The organism is Bacillus cereus group sp. N24 (assembly GCF_016483345.1).
Lineage (GTDB): Bacteria > Bacillota > Bacilli > Bacillales > Bacillaceae_G > Bacillus_A > Bacillus_A toyonensis.
In genome coordinates, this window is record NZ_JAEHCA010000001.1 from 431,357 (window position 1) to 444,093 (window position 12,737).

The window sequence follows — 12,737 nt, forward strand, 5'->3', positions numbered from 1 at the left end:
TAGCGTTTTTTATACCATAACATTTAAATACTCTTTCAGCTTCTCATCTGCATTCGTTTCCTTTTCTCTATACGCATCAAGTGCTTGTAATACAAAATCATACTGTTCTAAAATATAACTTTCTAATTTCAAGACATCCACTAAGCTATTAAGCATAACTCTTGTATTACCAACTTCACTTTTTAGAGCTGGTTCACATATTAAGCTCGTACATATTTCTTTCACATCATCTTCTACTATTTCTGTTAATACGTATTTCTTTCGTCCTTTTACTTTTAATCTCATAACTGGATAAAAAGCTTTTATATCTAAATAACTTCCTACGTTCATACAACGCAGCCATTCTACATTGCGTTTATTGCGGACAAGTATTTCTTTCACCGCTTCGTATACCGCAGTTTCATCAAGCACAGCCTTATTTACTTTTCGTTTCCCTTTTTCTTCAATAGATGTACATTTTTGATAAACAGCTGCACACGTAATACAGTCGTCAAATGCATTATGAGAACTTAGACGAATTCCAAGCATTCGCTTTAACGTCTCAAGTTTATGATTAGGTGCGTGCTTCATATATTTTTTTGCTAAAAACACAGTGTCAATCACCTTATTTTTAGGTTCAGGAAACCCAAGCATATTTACATTACTTTTCAAAAAGCGCATGTCAAAAGAAGCATTATGAGCCACAATAACATTTGTATGTAAAAATGCTAAAAATAATGGTAAAACTTCTTCAATCGTGGGTGCATCTGAAACACGATAATTTGTAATACCTGTTAAACTCGTAATTCGGCTCGGAATCGGACGCTCTGGATTCACGTATGAAACAAATTGATCTACCAGTTCATGATTACGATATTTCACAGCTGCAACTTGAATAATTTTATCATTATAAGGGTTAAATCCTGTTGTTTCAAAATCAATTACAACATAATCTAACGGTAAGGATACATTCCCCACTCCATACACTCCTTTATCTCTAAACGTTTATATTTCTTACATCATATCATGAAGTTATTACTACTTGAAAAAGAAAAGGCAGAAATGGGAACTCTCCACCTCTACCTTTTCACCGTTATTTTAATTTAGCAATTCGTTTTTCCATCTCTTTTTGCGTCATCGGTCCAATGAACTTATCCTGAATGACGCCTTTCGTATCTATAAAATACGAAGTTGGGATCGTAATTACTTTATAAGCTGTTGTCACATCAATGTTCTTGTCCAATAAAATAGGAAAAGTAATCCCTTTTTCCTTAGCAAAATTGCTTACTTTTTCTTCTCCCCCACCTTTTTCTGAAGGCGTATAATTTATTGCTAAAATTTCTACGTTTTCTTTATGTTCTTTATAGAAAGCCTCCATATCAGGCATTTCTTGCTGACAAGGCCCACACCACGTTGCCCAAAAATTTAAAATAACTTTCTTTCCTTTTAAATCCGATAGCTTTACATTCGTTCCATCTAACTTAGTTAATTCAAAGTTGGGTGCACTCTTTCCTACTTCAATACCATTACTTGCAATCATCTCTTTCATAGCAGCTTCACTTTTTTCTTGCTTCCCTTGTACCGCCTGATCTTTATTACCGAACTGTTCATAAGCTGCATATCCCGCTAAACAAAGTAACACTACAATAATCGTAAGCTTCCGCCACATTTTATATCACCCTAACGTGTTTATGTACTTTTAACAAATTCATCAAAATACTATATACCTTATTTTAGCTTATACGGACGAGCTTGGAAATATTCACAGTCAAAATAATTAGAATATTCTCATTTAAAGTGAGTTTTTTTCCTTTTTATCATATAATTAGAAAAACAGATGAGGTATTTTATCTTCTTATTGACCCACTTACCTATTTACTCTCGTAGTTATATAACCTTCAACAAAAGGGGGATTGTTTATGAATTCATTCGAAAAAATAACATTATATATTCTTAGTTTTCTTTTATACCCAATCGGCATTATTACATGGATCATTTCACTCTTTAGTAAAGATCTTAAAAAAAAGAAAGTAGGGCGTATTTGTCTCTACATCTCTCTAGTCTCATTCGTCCTTTTCGTAATCCTTGGAATTACAACTTTCCTTATGACTGCTACTTTTAACGTTGATCTAAATCACTCCGAATCTATCGAGTATCAAATAAATGACGCTGAATAAAGATAAGGGCATTGCTCTTATCTTTATTCATATCTTTGTAAAAACGAATGACTATTTATTAATTTTTCAGGACTTCCACATGCAACAATACGTCCTTCTTTCATTATGACAACACGATCTGCTAATATCGCTTTCTCTACATCATGTGTTGCCACAATTCTCGTGACCTCTCTTCCTAATCCTTCTATCATATTCCAAACAGTTTCTTGGTTGCTTGGATCTAATCCCGCAGTTGGTTCATCTAAAATAATAAGATTAGGATTTGAAACAATGGCACGTAATAATGCAAGACGTTTTCTTTCCCCTCCAGAAAATTCTACACCGCTTTTATGTAGTACAGTTTCAATCCCTTCTGATAAATCTCTAATAATCGGTTTCACATTTACAAGTTCAATATTTTTTTCTAATTGATTTTCTAAATACTCTTCTCCGAAATGCACATTCTCTTTTACTGTCGTCCGAAAGAAACGAGGTTCTTGCCACACTGTAGTCATACGAGCCTCATTACCATAATAAACAATGCTACCGTTAGATGGTTTATACAAACCTGTCATTAATTTTAAAAGCGTCGTCTTTCCTGCGCCACTTTCTCCCACAATAATAACGAGTTCACCAGGGTGAATTTGCAAATCAATATTATGAATTCTGCATTTCTCTCCATCACTTTCCTGAAATGAAACATTTGTTATCTTCATCCCCATCGCTCTTTCTACCTTACTATCTGCCCCTCGTTTATCTAAAAAAGAAAAAACTCTATTTGCCGAAGCAGCTGCAACTTGTGTCATCATTAATAAATCGCCAACGTAACGAACTGGAAAAAAGAGCATTTCAATTGTAGCTAACACGGTAACAAGTGCGCCAACTTCCATTTCCCCCTTCATTATTTTCTGCGCGCCTATAATGAGAACAACGATATATGCCCCTGTTTCAATCACTGTTCCAACCACTCCAATACAGTGTTGCGTCATCGTCTTCTTTACTTCTGTTTTATAGGATTGTGCTGTTACTCCCTTAAATAAGCGAATGGCCCACTTTTCTTTTTGCAAACTACGTAAATCTTGTACGCCTTTTACAAACTGCGACACCATCTCTACAACACTTGATTGATTGTTTTGAGCGATGCTTGCGATATTCCTGACCTTTTTCCCCATCAACATCGGAACCATTGCACTAAAAAATAAAAACGGAGTTACCCACAATATAAACTTCATATCTATATGTTGTAGTGCTATGAACGCACCTATAAATTGCGCAATAGCGTGTATATATTCTATTAATATAGAACCATATAATCTGACCCAATTCGGAATATCAGACACAACTAGCGTCTCTAACTCTCCTTGCTTAATCTTCTCACTCTCTTTAAATGGTAATAAGAAAAAATGACGCAATACATCTATACGCTTCTTTCGCAATATTCGTTGACTTGCTTTGGAGCTTACACAATCAAATGAAAGATTGTTCACCCATATCAACAAGCGACTAACTGCAAACAAAGTAATGTAAAGGTACGCCTCCTTTAACTCTCGTTGAATAAGATTATCTACAATTAATCCCATGAATAGTGGACGGGATAAGTTTAAAATAGCTGCGAAGAATCCACTGCATATAGCTGCTATTACTAACATTTTTTCTTTCTGTAACGGTAACAATATTCTTTTATATTCTTTCATGACCTTTCCTCCATTTTGTAAAGTAAAAAGAAAGGGATGAAACCAAATGGTTTCATCCCTTTCCATAAAATAAGGAAGCTAACAGTTGTTAGCTTCCTTCTCGTTCATTTCAATTATTTAGTTCGACACTTTAGATTCTTCAATTTTCTCACGAAGAACCATTTGTAAGATACCACCGTGACGGTAGTAGTCAATTTCAACTTCACTATCGAAACGAGCTACTACTTCAAATTGTTTTTCGTTGCCATCTGCATCAGTTGCAACTACTTTTACAAGATCGCGTGGTCTAACTGTTTTGTCAATTTGAATTTCAAATGACTCGTTACCAACAAGACCTAACGTTTCAGCGCTTTCGCCATCTTTAAATTGAAGTGGTAACACACCCATTAACACTAAGTTACTACGGTGAATACGCTCGAAGCTTTCTGCGATTACTGCTTTAATACCTAATAAGTTTGTACCTTTCGCAGCCCAGTCACGAGAACTTCCCATACCGTAATCTTTACCAGCAACAACTAGAAGGCCTGTGCCATCTTCTTTATATTTCATAGCAGCATCATAGATAGATGTTACTTCACCAGTTGGCCAATATGTTGTATATCCGCCTTCTGTTCCTGGTGCGATTTGGTTTTTAATACGGATGTTCGCGAATGTACCACGCATCATAACTTCATGGTTACCACGACGAGAACCGTAAGAGTTAAAGTCAACTGGTTGTACGCCATTTTCTAATAAGTAGCGTCCAGCTGGTGTGTGCTTACCAATTGAACCTGCTGGTGAAATATGGTCTGTCGTTACAGAATCTCCAAATTTACCAACAATGCGTAAACCTGATAATGTTTCAACTTCACCTGGTTCTTTAGATAATCCTTCAAAGAATGGTGGGTTTTGAATGTATGTTGAATCATTATCCCAAGTATATAAAGCTTCATTTGAAGTTTGGATTTCATTCCAACGCTCATTGCTATTAAATACTTGTGCATATTCTTTCTTGAACAGTTCAGATGTAACAACACTTTGAACTACATCTTCAATTTCTTTAGCTGATGGCCAAATATCATTGAAGTATACAGCATTGCCATTTGCATCTTTACCAATTTGATCATTTTTCAGGTCAATATCAACAGTACCTGCAAGTGCATATGCCACAACAAGTGGTGGTGATGCTAAATAGTTTGCTTTTACAAGCGGGTGAATACGACCTTCAAAGTTACGGTTACCAGATAAAACAGATGTTACTAATAAATCGTTTGCTGCAATTGCTTCTTCTAATTCCTCTGCTAGTGGACCAGAGTTACCGATACAAGTCGTACAGCCGTAACCAACTGTTTGGAAACCTAATTGATCTAAATATGTTGTTAAACCTGATTTATCTAAGTACTCAGTAACAACTTTAGATCCTGGTGCTAATGATGTTTTTACGTACTCAGGTACTACAAGCCCTTTTTCAATTGCTTTCTTCGCAACTAGACCTGCCCCAATTAATACGTATGGGTTTGATGTATTTGTACAGCTTGTAATTGCAGCGATTGCAATTGCACCTGTTTTCATCGTTACTTCTTTATCTTCTAATGTAACCTTCACTTCTTTATCGAACTCTTGCGCATTAAATCCAAGTCCTTGTGTTCCAACTGGTGCTACAACAGCTTTGTGGAACGCATCTTTCATATCTGAAAGTGGAATTAAATCTTGTGGGCGTTTCGGTCCAGAAAGGTTAGATTCAATTGTATTTAAATCAATTTCAACAAGATCAGTGTAAATTGGATCTTTGCTGCCCGCTGTATAGAATAAGCCGTTCGCTTTACAATATTCTTCAACAACGCGAATTTGTTCTTCATCTCTACCTGTTAAACGTAAGTATTCTAATGAAATATCGTCAATTGGGAAGAATCCACAAGTTGCACCGTATTCTGGTGCCATGTTTGAAATTGTTGCACGGTCAGCTAAAGGCATGCTCTTTAGTCCATCACCGAAGAACTCAACGAATTTACCAACTACACCTTTTTGACGTAATACTTGTGTTACTTTTAATGCAACATCAGTTGCTGTAGTACCACTTGGAAGTGTGCCAGTTAATTTCACACCGATTACTTCAGGTACTGGGAAGTATGAAGGCTGTCCAAGCATTCCTGCTTCTGCTTCAATACCACCAACGCCCCATCCAAGAACGCCGATACCGTTAATCATCGTTGTATGTGAGTCTGTTCCAACTAATGAATCTGGGTATGCAACTAAATCGCCTTCAGCATTTTTCACCGCGTGAACAACTGGTGCTAAATATTCAAGGTTTACTTGGTGTACGATACCTGTTGCTGGTGGAACTGCACGATAGTTATCAAATGATTTTTGTGCCCAGCTTAAAAATTTATAACGTTCTTCATTACGTTTAAACTCTAAGTCCATGTTGAATGCAAGCGCATCTGCCGTACCCGCTCTATCAACCTGTACAGAGTGATCAATTACAAGGTCTACAGTAATTTCTGGATTAATTTTATCAGGATCTCCGCCCATGTCTGCCATTGCTTTACGAAGCGAAGCCAAATCTACAACAGCTGGAACACCTGTGAAGTCTTGTAAAATTACACGAGATGGTTTAAATGGAACATCGATATCTTGAACATCTTTCGTTCCCCATTTCGCTAAATTTGTAACATGTTCTTCTGTAATTACGCGTCCGTCTACTTGACGAAGTACAGATTCAAGTAAAACTTTCACGGAATATGGTAATTGAGATACGTTGCCAACCCCTGCTTTTTCAAGCGCTTTCAATTGATAATAATGATACGTTTTTCCATCTACTTCGAAAGTTGCGCGTGATTGAAATGGATTATGTTTGACCATTATGTTTCCCCCCTGTTAAACGTGACTAAGTTGTCTGAATATAAAATGTAGACAAACTTTTCAATACCTTACGATAATATCTTATTACAACTTTCTAAATAAGTAAATAATAAGAAACTTATGGATTATCATAAGTTTTCTTTATATTTCTAAATTTGAATAGTGTTCATGCTCCTTATGAATACTATTACCATAAAGTAAAGTACTCTTTCAGCGCTTTACTTTACGTTCATATATGTTATGAACAACTCATGTTTTATCTATAAAAAAACATTATAGAGGTGAGAAAAATGAGTAAACGAAAAGCAAATCATACTATTTCAGGAATGAATGTTGCATCCGCACAAGGACAAGGTGCTGGTTATAACGAAGAGTTTTCAAATGAGGCGTTAACTCCAGCAGAGCGACAAAATAATAAGAAACGTAAAAAGAATCAGTAACAAAAAAACCAAAAGGTATGTCTGCCTTTTGGTTTTTTTCTAATGTTTATAACGTAATAACTCCGAAACCGTTACAAATCGATATCCTTGCTTTTTAAGCTCAGGTAAAATTTTCGATAACGCTGCCACTGTTTGACTACGATCACTTCCTCCATCGTGCAACAGTACAATATCTCCACTTTTAGCATGTTTCACAACATGATTTACAATGGACTCAGTACCTGGATTCGCCCAATCACGAGGGTCTTGATGCCACGACCATAGAACAGTTTGATAACCAGCTTCTTTAGCTGTTTTAAATACAGCATCGTTAATATATCCGCCTGGAGGACGGAACAACAAAGGTTCTTTCACCCATTTTTTAAAGTATTTCTTTCCATCCAAAATATCATTTTCTAATTTTTCATCAGATGAATTACTCGCATACAAATGATTCATCGTATGATTTCCAATTTCATGCCCCTCTTTTAACACTTGCTTTACTAAATATGGATTACGCTGCACACGGAATCCAATCATAAAAAAAGTCGCTTCTGCTTTATATTGACGTAATAAATTTAATATTTGTGGTGTATAAGTTGGATCAGGTCCATCGTCAAATGTAATTGCGATAATTTTTTCATTATTAGGTACTTCCCACGTTACATAGCCAGTTGGTTCTAGCTCTTTTCTAAGCAACATTTTCGCTTCCACTTTTTCCACTTGAAATATATGTACTGCGCAGAGTAAAGAAAAAACTAATAGAAAAACCTTCTGTTTTAACATAGCGTTCGTTAAAGTAATAAGGTTGTCGAATACGCAACAACCTCTTTTACTTTTCTAGTTGATCTACATTTCGCATAATATTTTGGAGATTATTTTCGTATTGCTCAAGTTGTGGACGTTGTGTTTCCGAAGCTACTTCTAGTGCATTTTGAATTTGTTCATACGCTTCCTGAACCTCTTGACGTAACTCTTTTAAATCATGACCGTAGTTCGGATCATTTTTCACGATATTGTTAAATGAATTTTCTGCTTGTGTAACCCCTTGCTGCGCTGCTTGAAAAGCTTGTTGCTTATCTTTATGATATGGCATTATACAATCCCCTTTCCATAATAGTTAGTCCCATTTATCTTTACCCTTTTTTCTAAAAACATTCTCGTATAAATTTACAAACTTCTCTCATTCTAAATAGAAAGAGGAGGTGTCACATACAATGGGAAAAAACAATCGTGAATCGAAAGAAAAAAAAGGACAACCTGAACCATTAAGCGGATCTCATAAAGTAAAAAATCGTAACCATTCACGCCAAAAAAACCATACGCATCATGATATGTAATAAGAAAATATTCACATACTGTGTATATTCGACATAAAATGTTTATATTTTGCCATTTATTCTTCACCTCTATTTCATTCATGCATAACATGATATGAATTGATATTTTACGGAGGGTGTCTTACATGGGCAAGAAAAAGAAGGATTGTCTTTTTCATGTTGATGGTTTCGAAGAATGGATGGATCAATTTTGTTCTGATTCTTGTAGCAACTTTAGTTTTCCAAATGAAATTCATATCGATCTTTGTGAAACAGAGGAAGAATACATTTTGGAAACAGATGTACCAAATGTGACTGAACAAAATGTACGCATTAAAAAGATGGAGACAGGCCTAAATATATGCATACTTCATAAAAATACTTCTTTACAGCGAACAATCCCTTTACCTACTACTATCATTTATAAGAAGATGCTAGCCTGCTTAGAGAATGGATTTTTAGCCATTCATATTTCCAAAAATGAAGTTGCCAATAAGCATGAAAAGAAGGTTCTTTTTTCAAATTGAGAGTTAACGTAAATACAAAAATAAGCCCCAGCAAGTTGCTGGGGCTTATTTTATTTCACTTGTATTTCTATATTATAATTTCTATCGTACCTTTTTTTCAATAAACCTTTTGTAACTAAAAGTACAGGAAATGCTACAGTTGAAAATAGGGCTAGCGCTAAAAATACTACAAACCCATTTTGATACCCGTAATAATCGAGTAGTACTCCCCCAAACCAAGGACCAATTACTCCTCCAATTCCTGAAAAGCCCATCGCTCCGAAGTATGTTCCTTTCAGGTTGGAATCAGCGATCTCATCAATAAATACATCTGTCATTGAAAACATTAAAACTTCTCCAAATGTGAAAATAATGGTACAAATAGCTGCTCCTAACATAGATTCTACTAGTCCAAATCCAAATAATCCCCCACTCACAAATAACGTTCCAACCATAATTGATGCTAACGGTGTATACTTTTTACACATTTGAATGACAGGGTATTGAATAACCACTACTACAATTGCATTTAAAGCTAGCATATATGAGAACAACTTTACCCCATCCTGAAATATATGTGCATTAGCAAAATATTGAGATACTGTCGTCGTTAAATGTGAAAAACCACTATTACTCAAAATAATACCGACTAACGCAACTAAAAATACTACATCCTTTCGCAATATACGAATTGCATTTAGCATTGTAACAGGATTTTCTGTATTCATTTTCTTTTTATTAAGTGGATATTTCTTAAATTGCAGTGCTAATATAGCTGTATATAGAATGTAAACTCCAGCGGCTACTAAAAAAGGAATTGTTGATTTTGCACTTCCGAGCTGTAATCCAACAATTGGTCCAATCGCAACCCCAACATTTATTGCACCATATCGTAAGTTATAGACGAGTAACCGATACTCTGGCTTTGTTAAATCTGATAATAACGCTCTTGATGTCGGTTCAAAAAAAGAACGACATAATCCATTCAAAGCGTTTAATAAAAAGAAACTCAAAACATGATCTGCAACTGAAAATCCGATAAATACAAACACCCAAACAATCATGGACCATATTATAATCATCTTCCGACCAAATCGATCCGATAAATTGCCCCCAATAAAACTAGCAAACACTCCAACAAGCGCACTCGTTCCAATAATAGCACCCGTCATTCCAGCTGAAACATCTTTAACAGTTGTTAAATAAATTGCTAAAAAAGGAATACTCATTGAAGTTGCAAACCTCGCAAATAATGTCCCTATTATAATTGTCATGCCAAGTGGATGAATATTTTGTAACTTCCCCTTCATCTTTAAACCTACTCTCCCTTTTCTTACATAAAAAAAGAAAGCAAAGGATCTGCTTTCTTTTTCCTTTTTATACTTGAGATGTTTGCACCCGAGCCGCTCTCGATATGTCCATATCAATGCCATATGTAAACTGTAATTCTTTACAAATATCTTTAATTAAAATTGCTACGTTATACTTTTCATTAAATTGTAAAACAATACTTTCTACTTCTTCATATGTATACTTATATTCGCCAGTAATTACACTTTTTAAATCAAAGCATTCATTCATACAAAGCTGCACAAGTAATTGATCATACTTCTCTATCACATCTTCTTTTTTCCACAGTAACTCTTTTACATATAACCGATCAAATTTCACGCTTTCTCGATTACACTCCGTTAAAATCCGGGTCATTTCATTTAATTCTCGGTATAATTCAGAAATATTTCTGTTTAAACTAAGCAGTTTATCTACGCCGTTTTCATATAGCATTTCATTCCACCCCCGCATTTTCTTTTTCTTATTATAGCAAGAAAATTCCAAAAATAGTTTCTTTCTTCTGAAATATTAGGAAACTTATTTCAATTGTTTTACAATGAAACTAGTGAATACGAAAGGGGAAAGAAAATTGGGGCAAAAATTATATTACATCGACGCTTATACGAAAGACTTTACTACGAAAATTATAAAGCAAGATTATGATAAAGAAGGTAACTTATATGTTGTTTTAAATGAAACGGCATTTTATCCAACAGGCGGTGGACAACCATATGATACTGGCACACTAAATGGTACCTTAGTCACTAATGTTGAAGAAGTAAATGGAGAAATCCGCCACTTCATTGCAGAACAATTAGAAGCAGAGGAAGTAGAAGGTAAAATTAATTGGGAGCGCCGTTTTGATCATATGCAGCAACATGCAGCTCAGCACATTTTATCTGCTGCTTTTTGGGATCATTTTAATATACCCACTATCGGATTCCACCTTGGAAAAGAAACGGTGACAATTGATTTAGAAACAGAAAATCTTCCTGCAGAAACGATTGAAAAAGCAGTGCAAATTGCCAACAATATTGTTTTTGAAAACCACCCAATCCGTATTCAGTGGATGAACTTAGAGGAAGCGAAAACGTTACCTCTTCGTAAAGAAACGACTTTAACAGAAAATATACGCGTTGTTATTATCGAAAACTTTGATTATAACGGCTGTGGTGGAACTCATCCGAGACGTACAGGTGAAGTAGGTCTTATTCAAGTACTTAATTGGGAGCGCAATAAAGGTGGTATACGATTAACGTTTATCGCTGGCTGGCGCACACTGAAATTAATGGGACAACAGCAACAAATTATGAAAGATGTTTCTAAACAATTAAATAGTAGCGAAACTGATATTCCAGCAAAAGTAGCACAACTTCTTATCTCTCAAAAAGAAAACGAAAAAGCGATACAAACAATGAATGAAAAATTATTATTTGCAGAGGCAAATGAACTATTACAACAGCCTGCAGAAATACATGCCGGATTACTTATTTCTAAAGTATTTACAAATCGTTCTATGCAAGAAGTTGCCAAACTATCTGCTATCATTACAGAACAACAAGAGCATGCAATTACGTATTTCATCATTGAAAATGATGACAAACTACAATGCATCCTCGCTTGTGGAAAAACAGTAACGCTCGATATGAATGCTCTTTTAAAAGATGCACTTCCTGCAATTGAAGGAAAAGGTGGCGGAAATAAAAAGAGCGCTCGCGGTGGTGGGAAAGCGATTATGAGCGGAGATGAGTTTTTACATCAGCTTATTTCTTCTTTACAATCTGCAGTGTAAAACATTTCTTAAGGAGATGTCGTCTAGCGAAATTTCAAACTAGGGACATCTCCTTATTTTTTGCTTCATACATAGTAATACGGTAAATGAAATTTCAGGAACGACATTTTAACTTTATCAATCATAACTTACCATATATCGACGATTCGATAAGAAATATCGATTTACCGAAAAAAGCAATATTCAAAGTAGTTTATATTTACAAGCCAATATTTTGTTTTAAACCTTGGTAACTTCCTGCATTCGGAAATTTTTCAGATGCAAGTTTAGTAAATTTCTCAGAGAAACCATAACTACTTAATTCTTCTATTCGCACCATTTGTACATCCTGAATTGGATTATGATCAAACTCGTTAGAAGGTAAAGTGATTTCACCTTCAATCCTTTCAAGCAGAAATGTAATATGTAATAAAGACGGGAGAGCATCTGGTTTATCACAAACATACAATAAATTCTTAACCTTAACATCTAATCCCGTTTCTTCTTTCATTTCTCGAATCATCGCTTCTTCTAACGTTTCACCATTCTCTACCCTTCCCCCAGGTAAAGACCAATCCCGATTAGCAACTTTTTGCTTTACTAGCAATACCTTTTCATCTTCAATTAAAATTCCAGTAACACGAACTTGCATTACATTTTCCATATGTAATCTCCTCTTCCTATTACATTTACAAATTAATCCTTCCACAAAAAGAACGT

At 35.1% G+C, this 12,737-nt stretch carries 14 protein-coding genes; 5 read left to right on the plus strand and 9 right to left on the minus strand.

Annotation, left to right across the window (positions count from 1 at the left end; all coding sequences use genetic code 11):
- Positions 1-9: 9 nt before the first annotated feature.
- Both JDS95_RS02095 and JDS95_RS02100 read right to left on the minus strand, forming a co-directional pair.
- Entirely contained in the window at positions 10-957 is a 948-nt protein-coding gene (locus JDS95_RS02095; RefSeq protein WP_000528770.1) for a 3'-5' exonuclease, read from the minus strand.
- A 115-nt stretch (positions 958-1,072) separates the two neighbouring features.
- Positions 1,073-1,648 (minus strand): redoxin domain-containing protein, encoded by a 576-nt coding sequence (locus JDS95_RS02100; protein ID WP_000269081.1) that lies wholly within the window; start codon positions 1,646-1,648, stop codon positions 1,073-1,075.
- Between the two features lie 250 nt (positions 1,649-1,898).
- On the opposite strand from JDS95_RS02100, the gene JDS95_RS02105 reads away from it, so the two are divergent.
- Entirely contained in the window at positions 1,899-2,156 is a 258-nt protein-coding gene (locus JDS95_RS02105) for a hypothetical protein (protein WP_001083873.1), read from the plus strand.
- 23 nt (positions 2,157-2,179) lie between these two features.
- Here the strand turns inward: JDS95_RS02105 and JDS95_RS02110 are convergent, their stop codons facing one another.
- Together JDS95_RS02110 and acnA are read right to left on the minus strand one after the other, a co-directional pair.
- The gene (locus JDS95_RS02110; RefSeq protein ID WP_000666379.1) at positions 2,180-3,829 is read right to left on the minus strand and encodes an ABC transporter ATP-binding protein; all 1,650 of its coding nucleotides are present in this window, start codon (positions 3,827-3,829) and stop codon (positions 2,180-2,182) included.
- 117 nt (positions 3,830-3,946) lie between these two features.
- The gene (gene acnA / locus JDS95_RS02115) at positions 3,947-6,670 is read right to left on the minus strand and encodes an aconitate hydratase AcnA (protein WP_199690195.1); all 2,724 of its coding nucleotides are present in this window, start codon (positions 6,668-6,670) and stop codon (positions 3,947-3,949) included.
- A gap of 290 nt (positions 6,671-6,960) precedes the next feature.
- Between acnA and sspO the strand changes: the two genes are divergently transcribed.
- Positions 6,961-7,110, plus strand: a complete 150-nt coding sequence (gene sspO, locus JDS95_RS02120; protein WP_000044267.1) for a small acid-soluble spore protein O — start codon at positions 6,961-6,963, stop codon at positions 7,108-7,110.
- Positions 7,111-7,149: 39 nt separating this feature from the next.
- Here the strand turns inward: sspO and pdaB are convergent, their stop codons facing one another.
- Both pdaB and JDS95_RS02130 read right to left on the minus strand, forming a co-directional pair.
- On the minus strand, positions 7,150-7,875 hold the full coding sequence (gene pdaB, locus JDS95_RS02125) for a polysaccharide deacetylase family sporulation protein PdaB (RefSeq protein WP_134853377.1): 726 nt from the start codon (positions 7,873-7,875) through the stop codon (positions 7,150-7,152).
- A 46-nt stretch (positions 7,876-7,921) separates the two neighbouring features.
- Positions 7,922-8,185 carry a hypothetical protein gene (locus JDS95_RS02130; RefSeq protein WP_001146300.1) on the minus strand — a complete coding sequence of 88 codons (264 nt, stop codon included), beginning with the start codon at positions 8,183-8,185 and terminating at the stop codon, positions 7,922-7,924.
- 121 nt (positions 8,186-8,306) lie between these two features.
- Between JDS95_RS02130 and JDS95_RS02135 the strand changes: the two genes are divergently transcribed.
- Both JDS95_RS02135 and JDS95_RS02140 read left to right on the plus strand, forming a co-directional pair.
- Positions 8,307-8,429, plus strand: a complete 123-nt coding sequence (locus tag JDS95_RS02135) for a small acid-soluble spore protein P (protein ID WP_199690196.1) — start codon at positions 8,307-8,309, stop codon at positions 8,427-8,429.
- A 125-nt stretch (positions 8,430-8,554) separates the two neighbouring features.
- Positions 8,555-8,935 carry an Hsp20/alpha crystallin family protein gene (locus JDS95_RS02140; protein WP_000516727.1) on the plus strand — a complete coding sequence of 127 codons (381 nt, stop codon included), beginning with the start codon at positions 8,555-8,557 and terminating at the stop codon, positions 8,933-8,935.
- 50 nt (positions 8,936-8,985) lie between these two features.
- Here JDS95_RS02140 and JDS95_RS02145 read toward each other — a convergent pair whose 3' ends face one another.
- Together JDS95_RS02145 and JDS95_RS02150 are read right to left on the minus strand one after the other, a co-directional pair.
- Positions 8,986-10,224 carry an MDR family MFS transporter gene (locus JDS95_RS02145; RefSeq protein WP_000676818.1) on the minus strand — a complete coding sequence of 413 codons (1,239 nt, stop codon included), beginning with the start codon at positions 10,222-10,224 and terminating at the stop codon, positions 8,986-8,988.
- Between the two features lie 67 nt (positions 10,225-10,291).
- On the minus strand, positions 10,292-10,699 hold the full coding sequence (locus JDS95_RS02150) for a hypothetical protein (protein ID WP_000965132.1): 408 nt from the start codon (positions 10,697-10,699) through the stop codon (positions 10,292-10,294).
- A 136-nt stretch (positions 10,700-10,835) separates the two neighbouring features.
- On the opposite strand from JDS95_RS02150, the gene JDS95_RS02155 reads away from it, so the two are divergent.
- A complete protein-coding gene (locus JDS95_RS02155; protein WP_000529889.1) occupies positions 10,836-12,038 on the plus strand; it encodes a serine-tRNA(Ala) deacylase AlaX in 1,203 nt (400 codons plus the stop codon).
- A 199-nt stretch (positions 12,039-12,237) separates the two neighbouring features.
- On the opposite strand, the gene JDS95_RS02160 is transcribed toward JDS95_RS02155, so the two are convergent.
- Complete coding sequence (locus JDS95_RS02160; protein ID WP_000432559.1) at positions 12,238-12,681, minus strand: NUDIX domain-containing protein; 444 nt, start codon at positions 12,679-12,681, stop codon at positions 12,238-12,240.
- Positions 12,682-12,737 lie beyond the last annotated feature (56 nt).

Coding starts and splice junctions, on each gene's coding strand:
- JDS95_RS02100 (WP_000269081.1), bottom strand. CDS start 1,648: ATGTGGCGGAAGCTTACGATTATTGTAGTGTTACTTTGTTTAGCGGGA.
- JDS95_RS02105 (WP_001083873.1), top strand. CDS start 1,899: ATGAATTCATTCGAAAAAATAACATTATATATTCTTAGTTTTCTTTTA.
- JDS95_RS02110 (WP_000666379.1), bottom strand. CDS start 3,829: ATGAAAGAATATAAAAGAATATTGTTACCGTTACAGAAAGAAAAAATG.
- acnA (WP_199690195.1), bottom strand. CDS start 6,670: ATGGTCAAACATAATCCATTTCAATCACGCGCAACTTTCGAAGTAGAT.
- sspO (WP_000044267.1), top strand. CDS start 6,961: ATGAGTAAACGAAAAGCAAATCATACTATTTCAGGAATGAATGTTGCA.
- pdaB (WP_134853377.1), bottom strand. CDS start 7,875: ATGTTAAAACAGAAGGTTTTTCTATTAGTTTTTTCTTTACTCTGCGCA.
- JDS95_RS02130 (WP_001146300.1), bottom strand. CDS start 8,185: ATGCCATATCATAAAGATAAGCAACAAGCTTTTCAAGCAGCGCAGCAA.
- JDS95_RS02135 (WP_199690196.1), top strand. CDS start 8,307: ATGGGAAAAAACAATCGTGAATCGAAAGAAAAAAAAGGACAACCTGAA.
- JDS95_RS02140 (WP_000516727.1), top strand. CDS start 8,555: ATGGGCAAGAAAAAGAAGGATTGTCTTTTTCATGTTGATGGTTTCGAA.
- JDS95_RS02145 (WP_000676818.1), bottom strand. CDS start 10,224: ATGAAGGGGAAGTTACAAAATATTCATCCACTTGGCATGACAATTATA.
- JDS95_RS02150 (WP_000965132.1), bottom strand. CDS start 10,699: ATGCTATATGAAAACGGCGTAGATAAACTGCTTAGTTTAAACAGAAAT.
- JDS95_RS02160 (WP_000432559.1), bottom strand. CDS start 12,681: ATGGAAAATGTAATGCAAGTTCGTGTTACTGGAATTTTAATTGAAGAT.